The sequence below is a fragment of the Lelliottia sp. 7254-16 genome, assembly GCF_002922995.1.
Taxonomy (GTDB): domain Bacteria; phylum Pseudomonadota; class Gammaproteobacteria; order Enterobacterales; family Enterobacteriaceae; genus Enterobacter; species Enterobacter jeotgali.
Window position 1 is genome coordinate 1 of sequence record NZ_PQVS01000009.1, and the last position, 22,076, is coordinate 22,076.

Below are 22,076 nucleotides of genomic sequence, written 5' to 3' on the forward strand. Positions count from 1 at the left end.
CCCGGAATACGACGAGGGCGTGATGGTCAGGAAAGTGGATATCAGCGGAAAACTGAGCCTGAGAGGGGTAACGCTGAAGGCAGGAAAAGCGTTCAGGGGCGAATATGTGGGACTGAAGGAAGGGGCTGAAGATGGCTGTTATGAGGTGTGGTGGTACAGCACGAAAGTGGGGGTGATCGACCTGAAGAAAAAGTCGATCACCATGGGTAAAGGATGTTAAATAGTGTTCACCATGTCCCCGAACACCTGTCTACCATGTCCCCGGACCGTACAGAGGGAGAGGGTTAGGGTGAGGGGGAACAGCCGTAACAAGATTGTAGGTCGTTGGTGCGGCCTGATGCCCTCACCCCGGCCCTCTCCCACGGGAGAGGGAGAAAACAGTAAAACAGCAACCATAGGTTGCTGTTTATTTTTATCTCGGACAAATCCAGACAGTCTTTCATATTTCCTCCATTTTTCCACGGCGTTGCCTGACTAAACTAGTATCATTCCCCGAAGTGTTTCAGGAAGAGAACGTATAACGATGAAAGGCAGCAACAAATTCCGCTGGGCAATCGCCGTCGGTGTCATTGTGGTGGCGCTTGCCGCTGCGTGGTACTGGCGCAGTCAATCGACGGGCACACCCGCGCCGGGCGGTGCAAACACGGCATCACAACGCCCCGCAGGCGGTGGACGCCACGGTATGCGCGGCGGCGCGCTGGCCCCGGTTCAGGCCGCAACCGCCGTCAGCAAATCGGTTCCTCGTTATCTCTCCGGGCTGGGAACGGTCACCGCCGCCAATACCGTGACTGTGCGCAGCCGCGTCGACGGGCAGCTGATGGCAATCCACTTCCAGGAAGGCCAGCAGGTAAAAGCCGGTGATTTGCTGGCAGAAATCGACCCGAGTCAGTTCAAAGTCGCCCTTGCTCAGGCCCAGGGACAGCTCGCCAAAGATAAAGCGACGCTTGCCAACGCCCAGCGCGATCTGGCGCGCTATCAGCAGCTGGTCAAAACGAACCTCGTCTCCCGCCAGGAGCTGGACACTCAGCAGTCGCTGGTGAGCGAGGCCCAGGGCACCATCAAGGCCGATGAAGCCGCCGTTGCCAGCGCACAGCTACAGCTCGACTGGAGCCGCATCACTGCGCCCATCGACGGACGCGTCGGCCTGAAACAGGTCGATATCGGCAATCAGATTTCCAGCAGCGATACCACCGGCATCGTGGTCCTCACCCAAACTCACCCAATTGATTTAATTTTCACTTTGCCAGAAAGCGAGATTGCGACCGTGGTTCAGGCGCAAAAAAGCGGTCAGAAAATGGTGGTAGAAGCCTGGGATCGCGCGAATAAAGCCAAACTGAGCGACGGTACACTCCTGAGTCTGGATAACCAGATTGACGCCACCACCGGTACCATCAAGCTAAAAGCCCGCTTTGATAACCAGGACGACGCCCTGTTCCCGAACCAGTTCGTCAACGCACGTATGCTGGTCGCCACCGAAGAAAACGCCGTCGTCATTCCCACCGCCGCGCTGCAAATGGGTAATGAAGGCAACTTCGTCTGGGTACTGAACAGCGATAATAAAGTCAGCAAACATCTGGTGAAACCGGGCATTCAGGACAGCCAGACGGTGGTTATCAGTGCCGGGCTTTCCGCAGGCGATCGCGTGGTGACAGACGGCATCGACCGTCTGACCGAAGGGGCAAAAGTGGAAGTGGTTGAAGCGCACAGCGACACGGCCACCGGCGATAAACCGGCGAAAAGCGAACACGCGAAACAGGGAGCGACTTCCTGATGCAGGTGTTGCCACCGAGCTCCACAGGTGGGCCGTCACGCCTGTTCATTATGCGCCCTGTCGCCACCACGCTGCTGATGGTGGCTATCCTGCTGGCAGGGATTATCGGCTACCGCTTCCTGCCCGTTTCGGCGCTTCCCGAAGTGGATTATCCGACCATTCAGGTTGTCACCCTTTATCCAGGTGCCAGCCCGGACGTGGTGACGTCCGCGATCACCGCCCCACTGGAGCGCCAGTTTGGTCAGATGTCTGGCCTGAAACAGATGTCGTCGCAAAGCTCCGGCGGCGCGTCGGTAGTGACGCTACAATTCCAGCTCACTCTACCGCTCGACGTGGCCGAGCAGGAAGTGCAGGCCGCGATTAACGCCGCCACGAATCTGCTCCCGTCGGATCTACCGAATCCGCCGGTGTACAGCAAAGTGAACCCTGCCGATCCACCGATTATGACCCTCGCCGTCACCTCCTCCGCCATGCCGATGACGCAGGTGGAAGATATGGTCGAAACGCGCGTCGCGCAGAAAATTTCGCAAGTTTCCGGCGTCGGTCTGGTGACGCTCTCCGGCGGCCAGCGCCCTGCCGTGCGCGTGAAACTCAATGCCCAGGCGATTGCCGCGCTCGGATTAACCAGCGAAACCATCCGCACCTCCATCACCAACGCCAACGTCAACTCGGCGAAAGGCTCGCTGGATGGCCCAACGCGCGCGGTCACGCTCTCAGCGAATGACCAGATGCAGTCCGCCGATGAGTACCGCCAATTAATTGTGGCCTACCAGAACGGCGCGCCGATTCGCCTCGGCGATGTGGCGACGGTCGAACAAGGCGCGGAAAACAGCTGGCTCGGTGCATGGACCAACAAGCAGCAGGCGATTGTAATGAACGTCCAGCGCCAGCCGGGCGCGAACATTATCGACACCGCCGACAGCATCCGCAGCATGCTCCCGCAGCTTATCGAAAGCCTGCCAAAATCCGTGAGCGTGAAAGTGCTTTCGGATCGCACCACCAATATCCGCGCCTCGGTCAGCGATACTCAGTTCGAACTGATGCTGGCGATTGCGCTGGTGGTGATGATTATCTACGTCTTCCTGCGTAACGTGCCAGCCACCATCATCCCTGCCGTGGCGGTGCCGCTGTCGCTGGTAGGCACCTTCGCGGTGATGGTGTTCCTCGATTTTTCGATTAATAACCTGACGCTGATGGCCCTGACCATCGCCACCGGCTTTGTGGTCGATGACGCCATCGTGGTTATCGAGAACATTTCGCGCTATATCGAAAAAGGCGAGAAGCCGCTGGCCGCCGCGCTGAAAGGCGCAGGCGAGATCGGCTTTACCATTATCTCCCTCACCTTCTCGCTGATTGCAGTGCTGATCCCGCTGCTGTTCATGGGCGATATCGTCGGCCGGTTGTTCCGCGAATTTGCCGTCACGCTGGCGGTGGCGATCCTCATCTCCGCCGTGGTGTCATTGACGCTGACGCCGATGATGTGCGCCCGCATGTTGAGCTATGAATCCCTGCGTAAGCAAAACCGTTTTTCTCGCGCCTCCGAGCGCTTGTTTGAACGCGTTATTGCCGCGTATGGACGCGTACTGACTAAAGTACTCAATCATCCGTGGGCGACATTGAGCGTCGCGGTGGGGACGCTGGCCTTAAGCGTGATGCTGTGGATTTTCATCCCGAAAGGCTTTTTCCCGATTCAGGATAACGGCATCATTCAGGGCACCCTTCAGGCACCGCAGTCGGTGTCGTTCGCCAGCATGGCTCAGCGCCAGCAGCAGGTGTCCGAGATTATTATGAAAGATCCGGCAGTCGAGAGCCTGACCTCGTTTGTCGGCGTAGACGGTACTAACCCGTCACTGAACAGCGCCCGTTTGCAGATCAACCTTAAGCCGCTGGACGACCGTGACGATCGCGTCAACACGGTGATCGAACGGCTGCAAAATTCTGTGGCGAACGTGCCTGGCGTCGAGCTTTATCTGCAACCGACCCAGGATTTGACCATCGATACCACCGTGAGCCGAACCCAGTACCAGTTTACGTTGCAGGCCAACAGTCTGGAGGCGCTCAGTACCTGGGTTCCGCAGTTGGTCAGCAAACTCCAGGAACTGCCGCAACTTTCAGACGTGAGCAGTGACTGGCAGGACAAAGGTCTGGCTGCGTATGTGAACGTTAATCGTGACACCGCCAGTCGTCTGGGCATTAGCATGGCTGATGTCGATAACGCCCTGTATAACGCTTTTGGTCAGCGACTGATTTCCACCATTTACACCCAGGCCAACCAGTACCGCGTGGTGCTGGAGCACAATACTGAACAAACGCCGGGCCTTGCCGCGCTGGATTCCATTCGTCTGACCAGCAAAGACGGCGGAATTGTGCCGCTGAGCGCTATTGCCACCATCGAGCAGCGCTTTATGCCGCTGTCGATTAACCACCTCGACCAGTTCCCGTCCACCACCATTTCGTTTAACGTGCCGGACAATTACTCGCTCGGCGAGGCGGTAGAACAGATCCTCAACGCCGAGAAAACCCTCAACTTCCCGACCGATATTCAAACCCAGTTCCAGGGCAGCACGCTGGCGTTCCAGGCCGCGCTCGGAAATACCATTTGGCTTATCGTCGCGGCGGTGGTGGCGATGTATATCGTGCTCGGCGTGCTGTACGAGAGCTTTATCCACCCGGTCACGATTCTGTCTACCCTGCCGACAGCCGGTGTCGGTGCGCTGCTGGCGCTGATGCTCTCGGGCAGCGAGCTGGATGTGATTGCGATTATCGGCATTATTTTGCTGATCGGCATCGTCAAGAAAAACGCCATCATGATGATCGACTTTGCTCTTGCCGCCGAGCGCGAACAGGGGATGGCGCCGCGCGAGGCCATTTTCCAGGCCTGTTTGCTGCGTTTTCGCCCGATCCTGATGACAACAATGGCCGCTCTGCTGGGTGCGCTGCCGCTGATGCTGAGTACCGGCGTGGGCGCCGAGCTGCGCCGTCCGCTCGGGATTGGCATGGTCGGTGGTTTACTTGTCAGCCAGGTGCTGACGCTGTTTACCACGCCGGTGATTTATCTGCTGTTTGATAATCTGGCGCTGAAGCTCAAAGCGCGTTTCCCTAAGCGTGAAGAGGAGGCGTAAGTGAAGTTTTTCGCCCTCTTCATTTATCGCCCGGTGGCGACGATTCTGATTTCGCTCGCCATCACCCTGTGCGGCGTGCTTGGCTTCCGGTTATTGCCGGTGGCCCCGCTGCCGCAGGTGGATTTCCCGGTGATCATGGTCAGCGCCTCGCTGCCCGGCGCCTCGCCGGAAACGATGGCCTCGTCGGTGGCGACGCCGCTGGAACGCTCGCTCGGGCGTATTGCAGGGGTCAGTGAAATGACCTCCAGCAGTTCACTCGGCAGCACGCGCATCATTCTTGAATTTAACTTTGACCGCGATATCAACGGTGCGGCCCGCGACGTGCAGGCCGCGATCAACGCCGCACAAAGCCTGCTGCCAAGTGGGATGCCAAGCCGGCCGACCTATCGCAAAGCCAACCCGTCCGACGCGCCAATTATGATTTTAACGCTGACGTCGGATACCTATTCGCAGGGTGAATTGTACGACTTTGCCTCGACGCAGCTGTCGCAGACTATCGCCCAGATTGACGGCGTCGGTGACGTGGACGTGGGCGGCAGCTCCCTGCCCGCGGTGCGCGTCGGGTTAAATCCGCAAGCGCTGTTTAACCAGGGCGTGTCGCTGGACGATGTGCGCACGGCTATCAGCAATGCCAACGTGCGCAGGCCGCAGGGGACGATTGAAGACAGCAGCCATCGCTGGCAGATCCAGACTAACGACGAGCTCAAAACCGCCGCCGAATATCAGCCGCTGATCATTCACTACAACAACGGCGCGGCGGTGCGTTTGAGCGATGTCGCCAGCGTCACCGACTCGGTGCAGGACGTGCGCAACGCCGGGATGACCAACGCCAAACCGGCTATTTTGCTGATGATCCGCAAACTGCCGGAAGCCAATATCATCCAGACGGTAAACAGCATCCGCGAGCGTCTACCGGAATTGCAGGAGACGATCCCGGCAGCCATTGATTTGCAGATTGCTCAGGACCGCTCGCCAACCATTCGCGCCTCGCTGGAGGAAGTCGAGCAGACGCTGATTATCTCCGTTGGGCTGGTTATCCTGGTGGTGTTCCTGTTCCTGCGCTCTGGTCGCGCAACGCTGATCCCCGCCGTGGCGGTGCCTGTTTCGCTGATTGGCACCTTTGCCGCCATGTACCTGTGCGGGTTTAGCCTCAATAACCTGTCGCTGATGGCCCTGACCATCGCCACCGGATTTGTGGTCGATGACGCCATCGTGGTGCTCGAAAATATTTCGCGCCATCTCGAAGCGGGCATGAAGCCGCTGCAAGCCGCCCTTCAGGGCACGCGCGAAGTCGGTTTTACGGTGCTTTCCATGAGCCTGTCGCTGGTGGCGGTGTTCCTGCCGCTGCTGCTGATGGGCGGATTACCTGGCCGGTTACTGCGTGAGTTTGCCGTGACGCTGTCGGTGGCGATCGGCATTTCGCTGGTGATTTCACTTACCCTGACGCCAATGATGTGCGGCTGGATGCTCAAGCGCAGCAAGCCCCACTCGCAGCCGCGTAAAAAAGGTTTTGGACGCATGCTGATAGCGATGCAGGAGGGCTATGGCCGCTCGCTGAAATGGGTGCTGAATCATACGCGCATTGTCGGTCTGGTGCTGATCGGCACCATCGCGCTGAACGTCTGGATGTATATCAGCATTCCGAAAACCTTTTTCCCGGAGCAGGACACCGGCGTGCTGATGGGCGGGATTCAGGCGGATCAGAGCATTTCGTTCCAGGCGATGCGCGTGAAACTGCAGGATTTCATGAAGATTATTCGTGAAGACCCGGCGGTCGATAACGTCACCGGCTTTACCGGCGGTTCGCGCGTCAACAGCGGGATGATGTTTATCACCCTGAAAGCGCGCGGCGTGCGCAACGAAACCGCGCAGCAGGTGATCGACCGCCTGCGCGTGAAACTCGCTAAAGAGCCAGGAGCAAATCTGTTTTTGATGGCCGTTCAGGATATCCGCGTCGGTGGTCGCCAGGCCAATGCCAGCTATCAGTACACGCTACTCTCGGACGATTTGGCCGCCCTGCGCGAGTGGGAGCCGAAAATCCGTAAAGCGCTGGCGGCACTGCCGGAACTGGCAGATGTGAACTCGGACCAGCAGGACAACGGCGCAGAGATGAACCTGACCTATGACCGCGAAACTATGGCGCGTCTGGGCATCAACGTTGAGGCAGCCAACAGCCTGCTAAATAACGCCTTTGGTCAGCGCCAAATCTCCACCATTTATCAGCCGATGAACCAGTACAAAGTGGTAATGGAAGTCGATCCGCGCTACACCCAGGACATCAGTGCGCTGGATAAAATGTACGTCATCAACAACGACGGCAAATCGATCCCCCTCTCCTACTTCGCCAGCTGGCAGCCTGCCAATGCACCGCTGTCGGTGAACCATCAGGGGCTGTCGGCGGCGTCGACGGTGTCGTTTAACCTGCCGACCGGGTCGTCATTGTCTGAGGCCAGCGACGCGATCAACCGCGCTATGACTCAGCTCGGCGTGCCATCGACCGTGCGCGGCAGCTTTGCCGGTACCGCGCAGGTGTTCCAGGAGACGATGAACTCGCAGGTGATCCTGATTCTGGCGGCGATTGCGACCGTCTACATCGTGCTCGGCATTCTGTATGAGAGCTACGTCCATCCGCTGACCATCCTCTCCACTCTGCCGTCGGCGGGCGTCGGGGCGCTGCTGGCGCTGGAGTTGTTTGGAGCGCCCTTTAGCCTAATTGCGCTTATCGGGATCATGCTATTAATAGGCATAGTGAAGAAAAACGCGATCATGATGGTCGATTTTGCGCTCGACGCGCAGCGCAACGGCAACATGTCGCCGCAGGACGCCATCTTCCAGGCCTGCCTGCTGCGCTTTCGCCCGATTATGATGACGACGCTGGCGGCGCTGTTTGGCGCGCTGCCGCTGGTGATTTCCGGCGGTGACGGCTCTGAACTGCGCCAGCCGCTGGGGATCACTATCGTCGGCGGGCTGGTGATGAGCCAGCTATTAACGCTCTATACCACCCCGGTGGTCTACCTGTTCTTCGACCGCCTGCGGGTGCGTTTTTCACGTAAAAACAGAGAAACGGTAATCGAGTAAATGACTGATTTGCCCAACAATGTCCGCTGGCAATTGTGGATTGTCGCCTTCGGCTTCTTTATGCAATCGCTGGACACGACCATCGTCAACACCGCCCTCCCCTCGATGGCAAAAAGTCTGGGCGAGAGTCCGCTGCACATGCACATGGTGATTGTCTCCTACGTGTTAACGGTGGCGGTCATGCTGCCCGCCAGCGGCTGGATGGCGGACAAAATTGGGGTGCGGAATATCTTCTTCACCGCCATCGTGCTGTTCACGCTCGGTTCGCTGTTTTGCGCTAAGGCCGACACCCTGAACGAGCTGGTGATGGCCCGCGTGTTACAGGGCGTTGGCGGAGCGATGATGGTGCCTGTCGGCAGGCTAACGGTGATGAAAATTGTGCCGCGCGAGCAATATATGGCGGCGATGACCTTCGTGACGTTGCCTGGTCAGGTGGGGCCGCTGCTCGGGCCTGCGCTCGGCGGTATTCTGGTGGAATACGCCTCCTGGCACTGGATTTTCCTGATTAATCTCCCGGTCGGCATTATCGGCGCGATTGCTACGCTCTCGCTGATGCCGAACTACAAAATGCAGACCCGGCGCTTTGATATCTTCGGCTTTGTGCTGCTGGCGGCAGGCATGGCGACGCTGACGCTGGCGCTCGACGGGCAAAAAGGGCTGGGGATTTCGCCGCTGACGCTGGGCTTACTTGTCGCCATCGGTATTATTTCGATTCTCTGGTATCTGTGGCACGCCCGCGATAACGATCAGGCACTCTTTAGCCTGTCGCTGTTTCGCAATCACACCTTCCGCCTCGGGCTGTTCGGCAGCTTCGCCGGACGCCTCGGGAGCGGTATGTTGCCGTTTATGACGCCGGTGTTCCTGCAAATTGGGATGGGCTTTTCGCCGTTCCACGCCGGGTTAATGATGATCCCGATGGTGCTCGGCAGCATGGGAATGAAGCGCATTGTGGTCCAGGTGGTTAACCGCTTCGGCTATCGCCGGGTGCTGGTCACTGCCACCCTTGGGCTGGCGCTGATCAGCCTGCTGTTTATGGCCGTGGCGCTGATGGGCTGGTACTACGCCCTACCGCTGGTGCTGTTCTTCCAGGGCGTCATCAACTCCACACGCTTCTCGTCGATGAATACCCTGACGCTGAAGGATCTGCCCGACGAACTGGCGAGCAGCGGCAACAGTTTGCTGTCAATGATCATGCAACTCTCCATGAGCGTCGGCGTCACCGTTGCCGGCCTGCTGCTCGGCATGTACGGTCAGCATCATCTCAGTGTCGATACCACGGTTGCGCATCAGGTCTTCCTTTACACCTATCTCAGCATGGCGGTGATAATTGCCCTGCCCGCCGTTATTTTCGCACGTGTCCCGGATGATACCAGTAAGAACGTCGTCATCAGCCGACGCAAAAGGAGTGAGTCATGAAATTCTGGCGTCCCGGCATTACGGGAAAGCTGTTTCTGGCAATTTTTGCCACCTGTATCGTGCTGCTCATCACCATGCACTGGGCGGTACGCGTCAGCTTTGAACGCGGATTTATCGACTACATTAAACGCGGCAACGAACAGCGGCTTCAGCTGCTGAGCGACGCAATCAGCGAGCAGTACGCGCTGCACGGCAACTGGCGTTTCTTGCGCAATAACGATCGCTTTGTGTTTCAGATCCTGCGCTCGCTGGAGCATGATAACGACGACGATCGTCCAGGCCCTGGTATGCCCCCGCACGGCTGGCGCACCCAATTCTGGGTTATCGATCAGGACAAATATGTGCTGGTCGGCCCGCGTGCGCCCGTTCCGCCCGATGGCACCAAACGGGCGATTTTGTTTAATGGCACTCCCGTCGGCTGGGTGATCGCTTCGCCGGTCGAGCGGCTGACGCGCAACACCGATATCAACTTTGACCGTCAGCAGCGCCAGACCAGCTGGCTGATTGTCGCCCTCTCAACCCTGCTCGCCGCACTGGCGACATTCCCGCTGGCGCGCGGCCTGCTGGCTCCCGTCAAGCGACTGGTAGAAGGCACGCACAAGCTGGCGGCGGGCGATTTTTCTACCCGCGTGGATACCCGCAGCCAGGATGAACTGGGCAAACTGGCGCAGGATTTTAACCAGCTCGCCAGCACGCTTGAGAAAAATCAGCAGATGCGCCGCGATTTTATGGCCGATATTTCCCATGAATTACGCACGCCGCTGGCCGTTTTACGCGGCGAACTGGAGGCGATTCAGGACGGTGTGCGCCAGTTTACGCCGGAGTCCGTCACCTCGTTGCAGGCGGAAGTGGGAACGTTGACCAAGCTGGTGGACGATCTGCATCAGCTGTCGATGTCTGACGAAGGGGCGCTGGCCTATCAAAAAGCGCCCGTTGATGTGATTAATATTCTGGAAGTGACCGCCGGTGCATTCCGCGAACGCTTTGCCAGTCGCAATTTGAAAATCGAGCTGTCGCTGCCGGACAGCGCCGTGGTCTTCGGCGATCCGGACCGCCTGATGCAGCTATTCAATAATCTGCTGGAAAACAGCCTGCGCTATACCGACGGCGGCGGCGCGCTGCGCATTTCGGGCCAACTGGAAGACGGACGTTTCGCCCTGACCTTTGCCGATACGGCTCCTGGTGTGACCGATGCCCAACAGGAAAAACTGTTCGAGCGTTTTTACCGCACTGAAGGCTCGCGTAACCGCGCCAGCGGCGGCTCCGGCTTAGGGCTGGCAATTTGCGTTAACATCGTCGAGGCGCATGGCGGCACAATCCGCGCCGCCCATTCGCCTTTTGGCGGGGTTAGCATTACAGTAGACCTACCGCTGGAACGCGATTTATCGAGAGAAGTATGACTGAGTTACCCATTGACGAAAATACGCCACGCATTCTGATCGTGGAGGACGAGCCTAAGCTTGGGCAGTTACTGATCGACTATTTGCGCGCGGCAAGTTATGCCCCAACGCTCATCAACCACGGCGATCAGGTGCTGCCATATGTGCGCCAGACGCCGCCGAATCTGATCCTGCTGGATTTGATGCTGCCCGGCACCGATGGTCTGACCCTGTGCCGCGAAATCCGCCGTTTTTCCGACGTGCCGATTGTGATGGTGACAGCCAAAATCGAAGAAATCGACCGCCTGCTTGGGCTGGAAATTGGTGCCGATGATTACATCTGCAAACCTTACAGCCCGCGTGAAGTGGTTGCCCGCGTGAAGACCATTCTGCGCCGCTGCCGTCCGCAGCGTGACTTACAGGTCCTTGACGCCGAAAGCCCGCTGATTGTCGATGAAAGCCGTTTCCAGGCGAGCTGGCGCAGCAAACTGCTGGACCTGACGCCCGCAGAGTTTCGCCTGCTGAAGACGCTGTCCAGCGAACCGGGAAAAGTGTTCTCCCGCGAACAGCTGCTAAATCATCTTTACGACGATTATCGCGTAGTCACGGACCGCACCATAGATAGCCATATCAAGAATCTGCGCCGTAAACTGGAAGCGCTTGATGAAGATCAGTCGTTTATTCGCGCAGTGTACGGTGTAGGTTATCGCTGGGAGGCGGACGCCTGCCGGATTGCGTAATACCTTTACGCCACGTCAAATCTCACCCGCCCGCAGGCGGGTTTTTCATCACTAGAAAGTCTCGCATTATCATCCATACTCTCTTTGTCGGTGCGTTTAGCTGTCGCCTGTTTTGATAACTCATTTTCAATCAAGGAGTTCTTATGGCCGGTTGGTTCGAACTAAGCAAAAGCAGTGATGGGCAGTTTAGGTTTGTTCTGAAAGCGGGGAACGGAGAGATTATCCTCACCAGTGAGCTGTACACCACAAAGGGGGCGGCAGAAAACGGCATTGCCTCTGTGCGCACGAATAGCCCGCTCGACGAGCGCTACGAGAAAAAGACGGCGGCGAACGGTAAATTCCACTTCAATCTGAAGGCGGCAAACCATCAGGTGATTGGCTCAAGCCAGCTATATGCGTCCGAGCAATCACGGGAAACCGGCATCGCCTCGGTAAAAAATAATGGCGCGAGCCAGACGGTAAAAGATCTTACCTGACCCGCATACCCTCGCCGGCTGGTGCCACCGCTACCCGGCGCTTTACCTCCCTCCCCCACAGCGCTACAATGCCCGCCCTTAAAGTACGGGATCTCCCCTTACCGCTGCACCTGGTGCGAGCGGATCTGACCTGTCATCAGAACGAGAACAAACATGTTTAAACCAGAACTCCTTTCCCCGGCGGGAACGCTGCAGAATATGCGTTACGCTTTCGCCTATGGTGCCGATGCGGTGTATGCGGGCCAGCCGCGTTACTCTCTGCGTGTGCGTAACAACGAATTTAACCACGAGAATTTGCAGCTCGGCATCAACGAAGCGCATACCCTGGGCAAAAAATTCTATGTGGTCGTGAACATCGCGCCGCACAACGCCAAGCTGAAAACGTTTATTCGCGATCTCAAGCCGGTAGTGGAAATGGGTCCTGATGCATTGATCATGTCTGACCCAGGTTTAATCATGCTGGTGCGCGAGAACTTCCCGGAAATGGACATTCACCTTTCCGTGCAGGCGAACGCCGTCAACTGGGCAACAGTTAAATTCTGGAAACAGATGGGGCTGACCCGCGTGATCCTGTCACGCGAACTGTCGCTCGAAGAGATCGAAGAAATCCGCACCCAGGTACCAGAAATGGAGCTCGAAATCTTCGTTCATGGCGCCCTGTGCATGGCCTACTCTGGCCGCTGCCTGCTCTCTGGCTACATCAACAAACGCGACCCGAACCAGGGAACCTGCACCAACGCCTGCCGCTGGGAATATAACGTCCAGGAAGGCAAAGAAGATGATGTCGGCAATATCGTGCACAAACACGAGCCTATCCCGGTGAAAACTGTGGAACCAACATTAGGTGTAGGCGCGCCAACCGATAGCGTGTTTATGATTGAAGAAGCGAAACGTCCGGGCGAATACATGACCGCCTTCGAAGACGAACACGGCACCTACATCATGAACTCCAAAGACCTGCGCGCGATTGCGCACGTCGAGCGTCTGACGCAGATGGGCGTGCACTCCCTGAAGATCGAAGGTCGCACCAAGTCTTACTACTACTGCGCCCGCACCGCGCAGGTTTATCGCAAAGCCATTGACGACGCCGCGGCGGGTAAACCGTTTGACACCAGCCTGCTGGAAACTCTCGAATGTCTGGCGCATCGCGGCTACACCGAAGGCTTCCTGCGCCGTCATACCCATGACGATTACCAGAACTACGAACACGGCTACTCGATTTCCGAGCGCCAGCAGTTTGTCGGCGACTTCACTGGCGCGCGTAAAGGCCCGCTGGCGGCAGTCGCGGTGAAAAACAAATTCACCAAAGGCGACAGCCTGGAGCTGATGACCCCACAAGGTAATATCAACTTCACGCTGGAGCATCTGGAAAACGGTAAAGGCGAAGCCATCACCGTGGCGCCTGGCGACGGGCACACCGTATGGCTGCCAGTGCCGGAAGAAGTGGAGCTGGAATACGCCCTGTTGATGCGCAATTTTGATGGCGAAAGCACCCGCAATCCGCACAACAAATAGTTAAGTTAGGGTATTTTTTCAGCATGGGATAATTCTTAGAAACGGATCACATACCGCTTCGTTCAATAAGGGTATTATCCCCTCCGCTGAAAAACATAACCCATAAATGCTAGCTGTACCAGGAACCACCTCCTTAGCCTGCGTAATCTCCCTTACGCAGGCTTATTTTTTTGCTGTAACCTAATGAAATAAATGGATTTGTTTCTATCAATGTCCACACATTGACCACATCGATACCAAAAGCCTCGCAGATGCGGGGCTTTTGTTTTAGTGACTTATCGGTTCACAGCTAGCAAAGACTCAACAGCATTGCCACACAGATAGATGAAGCAAAGTGAAAAACGCTAAGCTATGAATCACCCGCAGAGCGTTTTAAGCAATCTGTTGCATCCATTTGTTGAACTCACAGCGAGAATCAGAAAATAACTTCATGGTATCCAATAATGCCCTGAGCATGAAAAGCCATCTTTGAGTGAATTTTCATATATAAATATAATGTTCTCTATTCCTTAGGAAAGGATTCCGCATCAATAAACAAGCACAAAATCATTACTTCTGATTGCCCGATACAATTCTTTTTCATCATATCTTGACATGTAAAAATTACCTATCGCCCTAAAAAGATTATAGTTCGCATCCCAGTTAGACCATTTTAGAATTAATTCTTTGTAATGAGGAAAAGTACTACTGTCTGGTGCGTAAAAATCCGAATCGAACGCTTCTAAGATTTCACAAATACCCCACTTATATAAGCCATAATATATATCATCAAAGCGCTCAGCCTCTTCTTCTGTAAAATGTGTTACATATTGTGCGAGGTTTAATCGGATTGGTTCCGAAACCGCATGCTCTCTATTTCTACCATTCACAAAACCATACTGATAAATCATACAAATAAAATTACGCTGCAATATTGACAATTCTGATAACATTTTTTGAAGATGGTACAAATCATTTTTACACTGTTCACGTAACCATTCAATATCGGAATAGTTCAAGCACCGATTTTCACCCGAATAATTAATTTCAATAAACTTATTAAATAAGGATTTATTCGTTTTAAAATCAGTCACTTGTGGCATAAATAGTTCTGAAGAAGTCCGAGAAATCCAATCGGAAAAGTTCTCCTCTAGATAAGCAACAATTTCCTTTCGCTCTTCATTTCCTGAAGTGCATAGAGAGGAAATTAAGTCTTTAATGTCGAAAACCTTTACATTAAAATCTTGATGAGAATATTCTACTCTTCTGTTGGTAGAGTTAATAAAAAAATGAAAGTCTTTATATCCACTTTCCTTTAACCAATCAGGCATTTTATCTATGCTATCTCTGAACTTTTTATTACTTGCGGTTGCTGTTATTTGCATAACAACTTTATTACGCTTGTCAACATAATCTATGCCGGGATAATTATGTCCATATACTTTATTAGCGTCTTCAAACTCCTTTTTAAAGGCTTTATTGATTAGCCACATTAAAGCATCCTCCGAGGAGGTTGTTCCATTTTGTAAATTAATCTTTGCTTCGTTAGAAATTGTTGCGCTATAACTACTTAAGACACCGGTTATGAATCTTTTAAAAGTTTCAGTTTTAGTTGCATATATATACATTCTTGGGAACCTTATATCTACTTTGATAGACAATAATTTTTCATCTGGGTTCTAAAACTACTCATTTCAATCAACATACCAAAATATTATTTTTTTTCAATTGGTTATATTGGAAAATGCTATATAAGGATTTGATATTTATTTCGAGAGTGGAGACTTTGATGACTTCCGCTCCTGGCACTCTGCTGACAACCATGTAATTAACACCGCATATCTCACAGATACAAAAAGCCCCACTTATGCGGGGCTTTTTTTAGTCACATCCACTGGATCTGCTGTTGTCCTGACGCTGTCGGGTGCGGTGGCGCGGGCACTACCTCACCCGGTGAAACGATAAAACGCGAAAGGGATTCGGTAGTGACGAAGGTGCAACTGCAGTTGATGTTTTGGCACTGATGGTATCGCTCTTTTGTCGTGTCAGAAAAATAGCGGCTTGTGCGAGCGTGAGCGGCAAAATGGCATTTAGGACAGTGAAACATGATGTGCACCTTTGAACGTTTCCGATGCATGCATTTTACTCACTTTACCCTTTAAAAACAAACATATAAAACATAATCAGCTTTCTGTCTCTTCGCTTTCATACTCCACATCAGAAACCTTCACCTCAAGCTCTAAGCCCGTCGTGTAGCCGTTCCCGTTGAGGTTATGCACCACCCGGCTGATTATCCACGCCTGCTCGTCTATCACGCGCTTAAAGCCTTTCACCGCCACCGGCGTTTCAGGAAATAAATCAGCACGGCCAAACGCCAGCGAGATTGAAAATTCTGCGACACCGCGCTGTATCTTGTCCCACTTTGCCTGAGCGGCGCGCATCGCCTGTGCCTTTGCCGCGTAGATGGTCGTGAGCTCCAGCACGTTGTCAGCCTCACCGGCCATATACTCCCCCTCTCGCGCTTCCTGCTCCTTTTTAGCTTTGGTCTTTGCCGTGGTTTTGGCCGCTTTCGGGTGCTGCAGCGCGCGCAGGTGCTGCACCTTTGGTTTGCGTTTCAGCTTCACCTTCTGCTTTTGCGGTTTCGGGTCTTTGGTGTGCAGCCATTTCGCCGTGACGCCGGTGTAGGCTTCGCGGTCAGCAATGGCGAACTGATGCCGGTCGCCGTCGCCACGCTCAACGGTCATTTGTGGGATGGGTTTGCCGCTGGCCGTCATCGCGCTACCCGCTTTCAGAAATAACAGTTTCCCTGCTTTTACTGAGACAGACGCCCCGTTACGCTCCGCCAGCCGGGATAAAAACGCCGTGTCGGATTCCTGCGTCTGGTCAATATGTGGGATCGCAATGGCTTTCAGGGTATCCGCGACGCTGGCCGTCAGTTTGTTACGCTGCGCGATGGTCTCAACAATCACCCCGAGCGTGGTGTCATGCCATGACTGCTCGCGGCGGGAGTTCATCGTCCCGCGAAAATCGGCACTGCGCCCCCGGATAGTCAGCGTATCGGGCGCGCCCCGGTGCTCGATTTCATCGACCGTAAAGCTCCCCTTATTCACCAGCGCGGAGCCCTGCCAGCCCAGCCACAGCGTCAGCTTTGCCCCGCGCGGCGGCAGCTCGACCAGCCCGTCGGTATCATCGAGCTCGATATCAAGCTGGTCAGCCTCGAATCCGCGATTGTCGGTCATGGTCAGCCCGATTAGCCGGTCGCTGAAATTCTGCGTGATATCCTCGCCATCGAGCGTGAGCATATACGCAGGCGCGATGCGTGCCCCGGCCTGAATATTCATTTCCGTTATCATCCCGCCAGCCCTCCCAGCCAGTTACCGGCATCAGTGACCAGATTGCTGGCCTGCGTTTTCAGGTCGCCATAAATGGCCGCGAGTGACTTATCGACGCGTTTCAGCGACAGGCTAAACTCAATCTTTCGCGCCGCGCCGTCGCTGAAAAATTCGCTGTGGGTGTGGGTCACTTTATCGATGACATACATGCCGTGGATCATGCCGTTCCCGTCAATCAGCGGCCATGCGCGCCCCTCGTCGGCCATCAGCTCGACGGCCAGTAAGGACAGGCGGCCGCCGGTGATTTCCGGGTAAAGCACACCCGACAGCGTGCGCGTGGTTTCCCCCTCCCCGAGAAACTGATACGCCGGTGGCTTGCCGATACGGTCATTTGACGCCCAGCGGTAATCCTTCGAATACTGCATCGACTGATACGGCATGGTGCGCCGCTCAAACACAAAAAAGCCCAGCACCATTAACATGCTTCATGTCCTCCTTAATCGTGTCTCATGCTGGAGCGCTGACGCGCACGGTTTTCGCGGTCGAGTTTGTCGACGGCCTCGCGGAGCTGGCGGTCGAGGTCACTCCCCGCCGCAACCCCGCCCTGCAGGGTGATGTTGTACTCACTTTTGCTCTGGTCGATATACGAGCGCCCGGCAGGAGCCGTGACCGGCTGATAACTCTGATAGCCACCATAAGCCGCGGTTGCCGGGATATACCCGCCATTTGGGGTCTTATCCGTTTTCGTGGCGTTCTGGCCGAGGTCGCTGGATTCCTTTTTGATAACACCGAGCTTTTCGAGCAACCAGCTCACCTTTCCGCTCAGGCTGTTGAAGATGTCGAGCGGAGCCATCAGCGCATCAGTCAGCGCCTGTCCAAAGGCCACACCGACATTTTTGCAGCGCTCGAAAATGTCCTGCAGGGACTTGACCGGCGCAAACAGGTCAGTGAACCATTTCCAGACAGCACCGAGTTTTTTCGCGATGGCGTCAAACACCGGCGACAGTGAGTCGAAAGCCGTTTTTATCCCCGCCACCACCTCCGCGAAAAAGGCGCTAATCGGCTCCCAGAATTTATAGATGAGCAGCGCAGCACCCACGACAGCAGTGACCACGGCCACCACCGGCAGACTGATTGCCCCAATGGCCGTGACAATGGCGGTCCCGACAGTCGAGAAAATCACACCCAGCAAACCGGCAGCGGCGATAATGCCGTTAATCCCGGCGATGACCGGCCACGCAATCAGGCCAATCCCGCCGAGCACGCCAACCAGCGCCAGCGCACCGGCGGTAACGGTGAAAATAGTCTGTGTCAGTTCGGGATTTGCTTTCGCCCAGGCGGCGACCCTGCCGAGCATATCGGTCGCGGAAACCGTCAGGCGACGCAGCGCGGAGTTCTCTTTATCGAATACCTCAATCTGCAAATCTTCATAAGCCGACTGCAGGTTTTTCAGATCCCCGTCGAGGTTGTCGGTCTGGATTTTGGCTATCCGTTCCGTGGTTCCTTTGGAGTCCCCGATTTGCTGGCGTTTGCTGGCAAGCGAGCCATCACCGGCAGCGGCGACGAGTTTAATCGCCCCCTTCATCGCCTCCTCACCAAAGATGACTTTCAGGTATTCGCCCTGCTCCGCTGTCCCGAGTTTGTTTTTCGCAAAAGACTTATGAATATCCTTGAGGATTTTCTCGACCGGCAGCATGTTCCCTTTGCCGTCGCGGGTCTTAACGCCTAACTCAGCAATCGCATCGACGGCTTTACCCATCGGAGCCTGCAGACGGTTAAAAATGGCACTCGCCCCGGTTCCGGCCATCGAGCCTTTAATCCCGTTATCCGCCAGAATCCCGAGCATCGCCGTCGTGTCTTCAATACTCGCCCCGGCGGCCTCCGCAATCGGCGCGACGTATTTCATCGCCTCGCCCAACTCGACAAGGCCAGTATTCGACGACGTAAAACCTTTAGTCATCACATCCGCGACTCGCTCAATCTCGGTGGTGGACAGGTTAAACGCCGATTGCATGTTGGTAATGATGTCGGCGGCTTCGGCAATATCGACATCAGCCGCAAGGCTCAGGTTGACGGTTGACCCGGTTGCCGCCAGCACGTCGTCAGCGTTATAGCCTGAGCGTGCGAGCGTGGTCTGCGTTCTCGCCACATCACCCGGTGAAAAGGCCGTGGTCGCACCGATATCACGCGCCTGTTGACGAATGGCCGCGAGTTTGTCATCGCTTTTATCAAGCCCGAGGATCGCCTGCGTGCCTGACATCTGTTTATCAAATCCGATGCCCGGCGCGATGAAGCGTGACGCCCCGTAAAGCCCGGCAGTTGATACACCGACGCCGACCATCCCGGCATTGCGCGCCCCGGCGGCAAGGTGTTGCCCGGATTCATAGCGTTTTTTAACCGCGCTCAGTCTGGCCTGTTGCTGGCTAACCCGCGCCAGCGCGTCATGCTGACGGTTAAGCTGCGCAGTCGTCTCGCTAATATTGCCTTTCAGTCGGCGCTCATCCGCCGACAGCATGCGGGTGTTAATCCCGGCCTGCGAGAGCTCGGTGCGCTGGCGCTGTACCGACTGCCTGAGGCCGTTATATTTGAGCTGCAGGTCAGCAGCAGATTTCTTCGCCGCTTCCAGTGCGCGCGCCTGTGCGAGCGTAGGTGTCTCGGTGTTTTTAAACTGAACGGCCAGCGCGGCCGCTTCCTGCTTAGCCTTTTGCAGTGACTGACCGGTGACGGCGAGCTGCGCGCTGGCTTTTCGAAATCCGTCAATGCGGGACGCCTGCGCATTGAGCTCGCGCAGGGATTTCTGTGAAGTGCGGATATCGCCCGACAGGGATTTACTGGCGGTCTGGATAGCTTTAAACGGTCGGCTTGCCCGGTCGACTGCGTTCAGCAGCACCTCAAGTCTGACGTTATTGCTCATGATGGTTTCCGCTACGTTGCAGCGCCTTGTCGCGCCATGTCAGGAGTCCGGTCAGGCTCAGGGAATTCAGCTCTGACGGCGGCCAGTGAAATATCACTGCGATATCCGCCATCAGGTCATCGACCGACAGGTTTTCAGGGAACGTTAACGAGCCGAAGCCGGTGACAAAAAACCGACCACCTTACCGGCGAACGACAGCAGATCGGACGCGTCGAGGCGAATAATTTCGTGTTCTGTCAGCACCGGATACGTCATGCGCGGCAGCACCTTAATCAGTGCATCGACATCCGATTGTGCCAGCGCCGCCAGCGACACGCCGCGCAGGGTTCCCGCATTCGGTTTGGTTAACGTCACCTGCTCGATTTTCTGCTCACCGCGCATCAGCGGCGTATCGAGGGTAACGACGTTCGGGTTTTCAGTTTCGGTAACGTCGGTTTCATTGATGTTTTTCATAGTGTTCTCTCAACAAAGTTAAGTGACCGGCCAGCATAACTGACCGGTTCAGGGGTTACAGGCCAATCGCCTTGCGATGCTCCGCCAGACGGTCAACGCCGTCGACTTTCAGCACCATGTTAATGACGTCAATCTCGATGACCTCTTTGCCGTCAACCGTGAGCTGGTAATAGGCGAGCTCGGTCGACATTTTGGTCGTCCCGCTTTCACCCTGCTTGTTCTCGCCGCCGTCGTACTCTTTGTGACGGCCACGCATTACCACCTCAACGGCAGAAATTACGCCGGTGTCGTCGCGCTGATAAGAGCCTGCAAAACGCAGCGGCACGCTGTCAGCACCCGGCGAGGCATACTGCGCCCACAGGTCGATGTCAGGCAGACCGCCGAGCGTCCACTCAAGTGACAGCGCGTCGTCATCGAGGCCGAGGTCAATCGATACCGAGCCCGGCATTCCGCCGCCGCGATACTTCTCAAGCTTGCGGGTCAGCTTTGGCAGCGTGACGGACTCCACGACGCCCATATAGCTCAGGCCGTCGTTGAACATGTTCAGATATTTAAGCTTGCGCGGTAATGCCATGTTCTCAGCTCCTTAGCTGTTGACCGAGTCCGACAGGATCGCCAGATAGGTATCAGTGATGCGCTGGCGCAGGGTCAGGTTTTCCAGCGGCGGGACGGGGGTGTAGTCGTAATCGATATACAGTTTCCCCGCTTTAAGGGTTGTGACGTCGTTTGACTCCGGGTCGTACCAGCACGCGCCATCGACGATATAGCCGTTGGTTTTCAGCTCGCGGAATTTGGCATTGATACCGGCGACGATGTCACGAATAAGCGTCGCAGTGATGGGCTTATCCATCGCCCACGCGTGCGCCTCCGCCATCGTGTCGGCCAGCACCTGCGCGGTGCGGGTGTAGTTTTCAAACAGGAAAAGCGGGTCATCCGAGCAGGTGCGGTTGCCCCAGAACTTAAAGCCGTCGTTACGAATCAGCGTGGTGACACCGGCGTGATTCAGCAGGTTCGCGTCGGTGGCAGGCTCCTGCAAATCCCACGACACCGAGGCGCTGACGCCGGTGACACCATTCACGCCGACGTTAGACAGGGTTTTATGCCAGCCGACCGTCTGGTCGATTTTGGCACGCAGACCGAGCGCGCGCGCCGTCGCCCAGGCGGTTGAGGTTTCATTCGCCGTGATGTCCCACGCCAGAAAATCAGGGAAGATGACCATCAGCTCGCGCTGGCTGAAATTCTTGCGATAGTCGATGGCGTCGGAAATGGTTTTGCAGCCCCATGCACTGACGTAGCCAAAGGCGCGCAGGCTCTGACAGGTTGACGCGAGCGCGGTCGCCACTTCCTGTGAATCAAGACCCAGCACGCCGAGAATGCGCGGTTTAACGCCGGTGACGGTCTGCGCCGTCAACAGCGCTTTGAGCCCGGTATATTTCCCGTTTTCGTCCGTGGTGCCGATGATATTGGAAATCGTTTCTTTCTGCGCCGCGTCAGGATCGTCGGGGTCGTCGATACCTTCGGCCACGCGCACGACCACAATGACCGGTTTGCACTGGTCGGCGATGGCCTGCAGGGAGGCCGACAGTGTGCCCTGTTTACCCGCTTTCGCAATGGCGCTTTGCACGCTGGTAATGAGCACCGGCTCATTCAGCGGGAACATTTTTTCGTCTGCATCGCTGGCCGTGCAGACCATGCCGATGATGGCCGTTGAGACGGTGGAAATGGTGCGCACGCCGTCATTAATTTCGATGACCTGCACGCCGTGATGATAGTCGCCCATCCGTTTAACTCCGTGGTGAAGTGGAGCCACTATTTTGTGTTGTGTGCGGAATACAGGAAACGGAATGGCGTTGGCGGGAGGATGACACAACCAGCAAAAAGCCCTCCGGGTGGAGGGCTCT

The 22,076-nt window shown here is 55.8% G+C and carries 17 protein-coding genes and 1 pseudogene; 9 read left to right on the forward strand and 9 right to left on the reverse strand.

The window, feature by feature from the left end; all coding sequences use genetic code 11:
• From C3708_RS13130 to yegQ, 9 genes and pseudogenes are all read left to right on the forward strand, one after another.
• A pseudogene (locus C3708_RS13130) lies at nt 1–220 on the forward strand (IS481 family transposase); the annotation flags it as partial.
• A gap of 303 nt (nt 221–523) precedes the next feature.
• Nucleotides 524–1,771: an MdtA/MuxA family multidrug efflux RND transporter periplasmic adaptor subunit gene (locus C3708_RS13135; protein WP_103949540.1), complete on the forward strand. Its 1,248-nt coding sequence runs from the start codon at nt 524–526 to the stop codon at nt 1,769–1,771.
• Nucleotides 1,771–4,893, forward strand: coding sequence for an MdtB/MuxB family multidrug efflux RND transporter permease subunit (locus tag C3708_RS13140; protein WP_103949541.1), 3,123 nt, complete (start codon nt 1,771–1,773; stop codon nt 4,891–4,893). The genes C3708_RS13135 and C3708_RS13140 overlap by 1 nt, the downstream gene beginning before the upstream one ends.
• Nucleotides 4,894–7,971 carry a multidrug efflux RND transporter permease subunit MdtC gene (gene mdtC, locus C3708_RS13145; RefSeq protein WP_103949542.1) on the forward strand — a complete coding sequence of 1,026 codons (3,078 nt, stop codon included), beginning with the start codon at nt 4,894–4,896 and terminating at the stop codon, nt 7,969–7,971.
• Entirely contained in the window at nt 7,972–9,387 is a 1,416-nt protein-coding gene (locus C3708_RS13150) for an MFS transporter (RefSeq protein ID WP_103946198.1), read from the forward strand.
• On the forward strand, nt 9,384–10,787 hold the full coding sequence (gene baeS, locus C3708_RS13155) for a two-component system sensor histidine kinase BaeS (protein WP_103949543.1): 1,404 nt from the start codon (nt 9,384–9,386) through the stop codon (nt 10,785–10,787). The genes C3708_RS13150 and baeS overlap by 4 nt, the downstream gene beginning before the upstream one ends.
• Nucleotides 10,784–11,506: a two-component system response regulator BaeR gene (gene baeR / locus C3708_RS13160; RefSeq protein ID WP_095282617.1), complete on the forward strand. Its 723-nt coding sequence runs from the start codon at nt 10,784–10,786 to the stop codon at nt 11,504–11,506. The genes baeS and baeR overlap by 4 nt, the downstream gene beginning before the upstream one ends.
• Before the next feature lie 143 nt (nt 11,507–11,649).
• Nucleotides 11,650–11,982: a YegP family protein gene (locus C3708_RS13165; protein ID WP_095282618.1), complete on the forward strand. Its 333-nt coding sequence runs from the start codon at nt 11,650–11,652 to the stop codon at nt 11,980–11,982.
• Between the two features lie 153 nt (nt 11,983–12,135).
• The gene (gene yegQ, locus C3708_RS13170) at nt 12,136–13,497 is read left to right on the forward strand and encodes a tRNA 5-hydroxyuridine modification protein YegQ (RefSeq protein WP_103949544.1); all 1,362 of its coding nucleotides are present in this window, start codon (nt 12,136–12,138) and stop codon (nt 13,495–13,497) included.
• 527 nt (nt 13,498–14,024) lie between these two features.
• Here yegQ and C3708_RS13175 read toward each other — a convergent pair.
• The 9 genes from C3708_RS13175 to C3708_RS13215 all read right to left on the reverse strand — a co-directional run bounded on the left by C3708_RS13175 (nt 14,025) and on the right by C3708_RS13215 (nt 21,955).
• Complete coding sequence (locus C3708_RS13175; RefSeq protein WP_133159918.1) at nt 14,025–15,137, reverse strand: SMEK domain-containing protein; 1,113 nt, start codon at nt 15,135–15,137, stop codon at nt 14,025–14,027.
• 224 nt (nt 15,138–15,361) lie between these two features.
• Complete coding sequence (locus C3708_RS13180; protein ID WP_103949546.1) at nt 15,362–15,583, reverse strand: DNA-binding transcriptional regulator; 222 nt, start codon at nt 15,581–15,583, stop codon at nt 15,362–15,364.
• A gap of 76 nt (nt 15,584–15,659) precedes the next feature.
• The gene (locus tag C3708_RS13185; RefSeq protein ID WP_103949547.1) at nt 15,660–16,829 is read right to left on the reverse strand and encodes a phage late control D family protein; all 1,170 of its coding nucleotides are present in this window, start codon (nt 16,827–16,829) and stop codon (nt 15,660–15,662) included.
• Nucleotides 16,826–17,290, reverse strand: coding sequence for a phage tail protein (locus C3708_RS13190; protein WP_103949548.1), 465 nt, complete (start codon nt 17,288–17,290; stop codon nt 16,826–16,828). Before C3708_RS13190 ends, C3708_RS13185 begins: the two co-directional genes overlap by 4 nt.
• A gap of 14 nt (nt 17,291–17,304) precedes the next feature.
• Complete coding sequence (locus tag C3708_RS13195) at nt 17,305–19,722, reverse strand: phage tail tape measure protein (protein ID WP_103949549.1); 2,418 nt, start codon at nt 19,720–19,722, stop codon at nt 17,305–17,307.
• Nucleotides 19,712–19,834, reverse strand: a complete 123-nt coding sequence (locus C3708_RS13200; protein WP_103949550.1) for a GpE family phage tail protein — start codon at nt 19,832–19,834, stop codon at nt 19,712–19,714. The genes C3708_RS13195 and C3708_RS13200 overlap by 11 nt, the downstream gene beginning before the upstream one ends.
• Nucleotides 19,835–19,866: 32 nt before the next feature.
• Nucleotides 19,867–20,175 (reverse strand): phage tail assembly protein, encoded by a 309-nt coding sequence (locus tag C3708_RS13205; RefSeq protein ID WP_103949551.1) that lies wholly within the window; start codon nt 20,173–20,175, stop codon nt 19,867–19,869.
• Nucleotides 20,176–20,230: 55 nt separating this feature from the next.
• A complete protein-coding gene (locus tag C3708_RS13210) occupies nt 20,231–20,749 on the reverse strand; it encodes a phage major tail tube protein (RefSeq protein ID WP_103949552.1) in 519 nt (172 codons plus the stop codon).
• A 12-nt stretch (nt 20,750–20,761) separates the two neighbouring features.
• A complete protein-coding gene (locus C3708_RS13215) occupies nt 20,762–21,955 on the reverse strand; it encodes a phage tail sheath protein (RefSeq protein ID WP_103949553.1) in 1,194 nt (397 codons plus the stop codon).
• Nucleotides 21,956–22,076 lie beyond the last annotated feature (121 nt).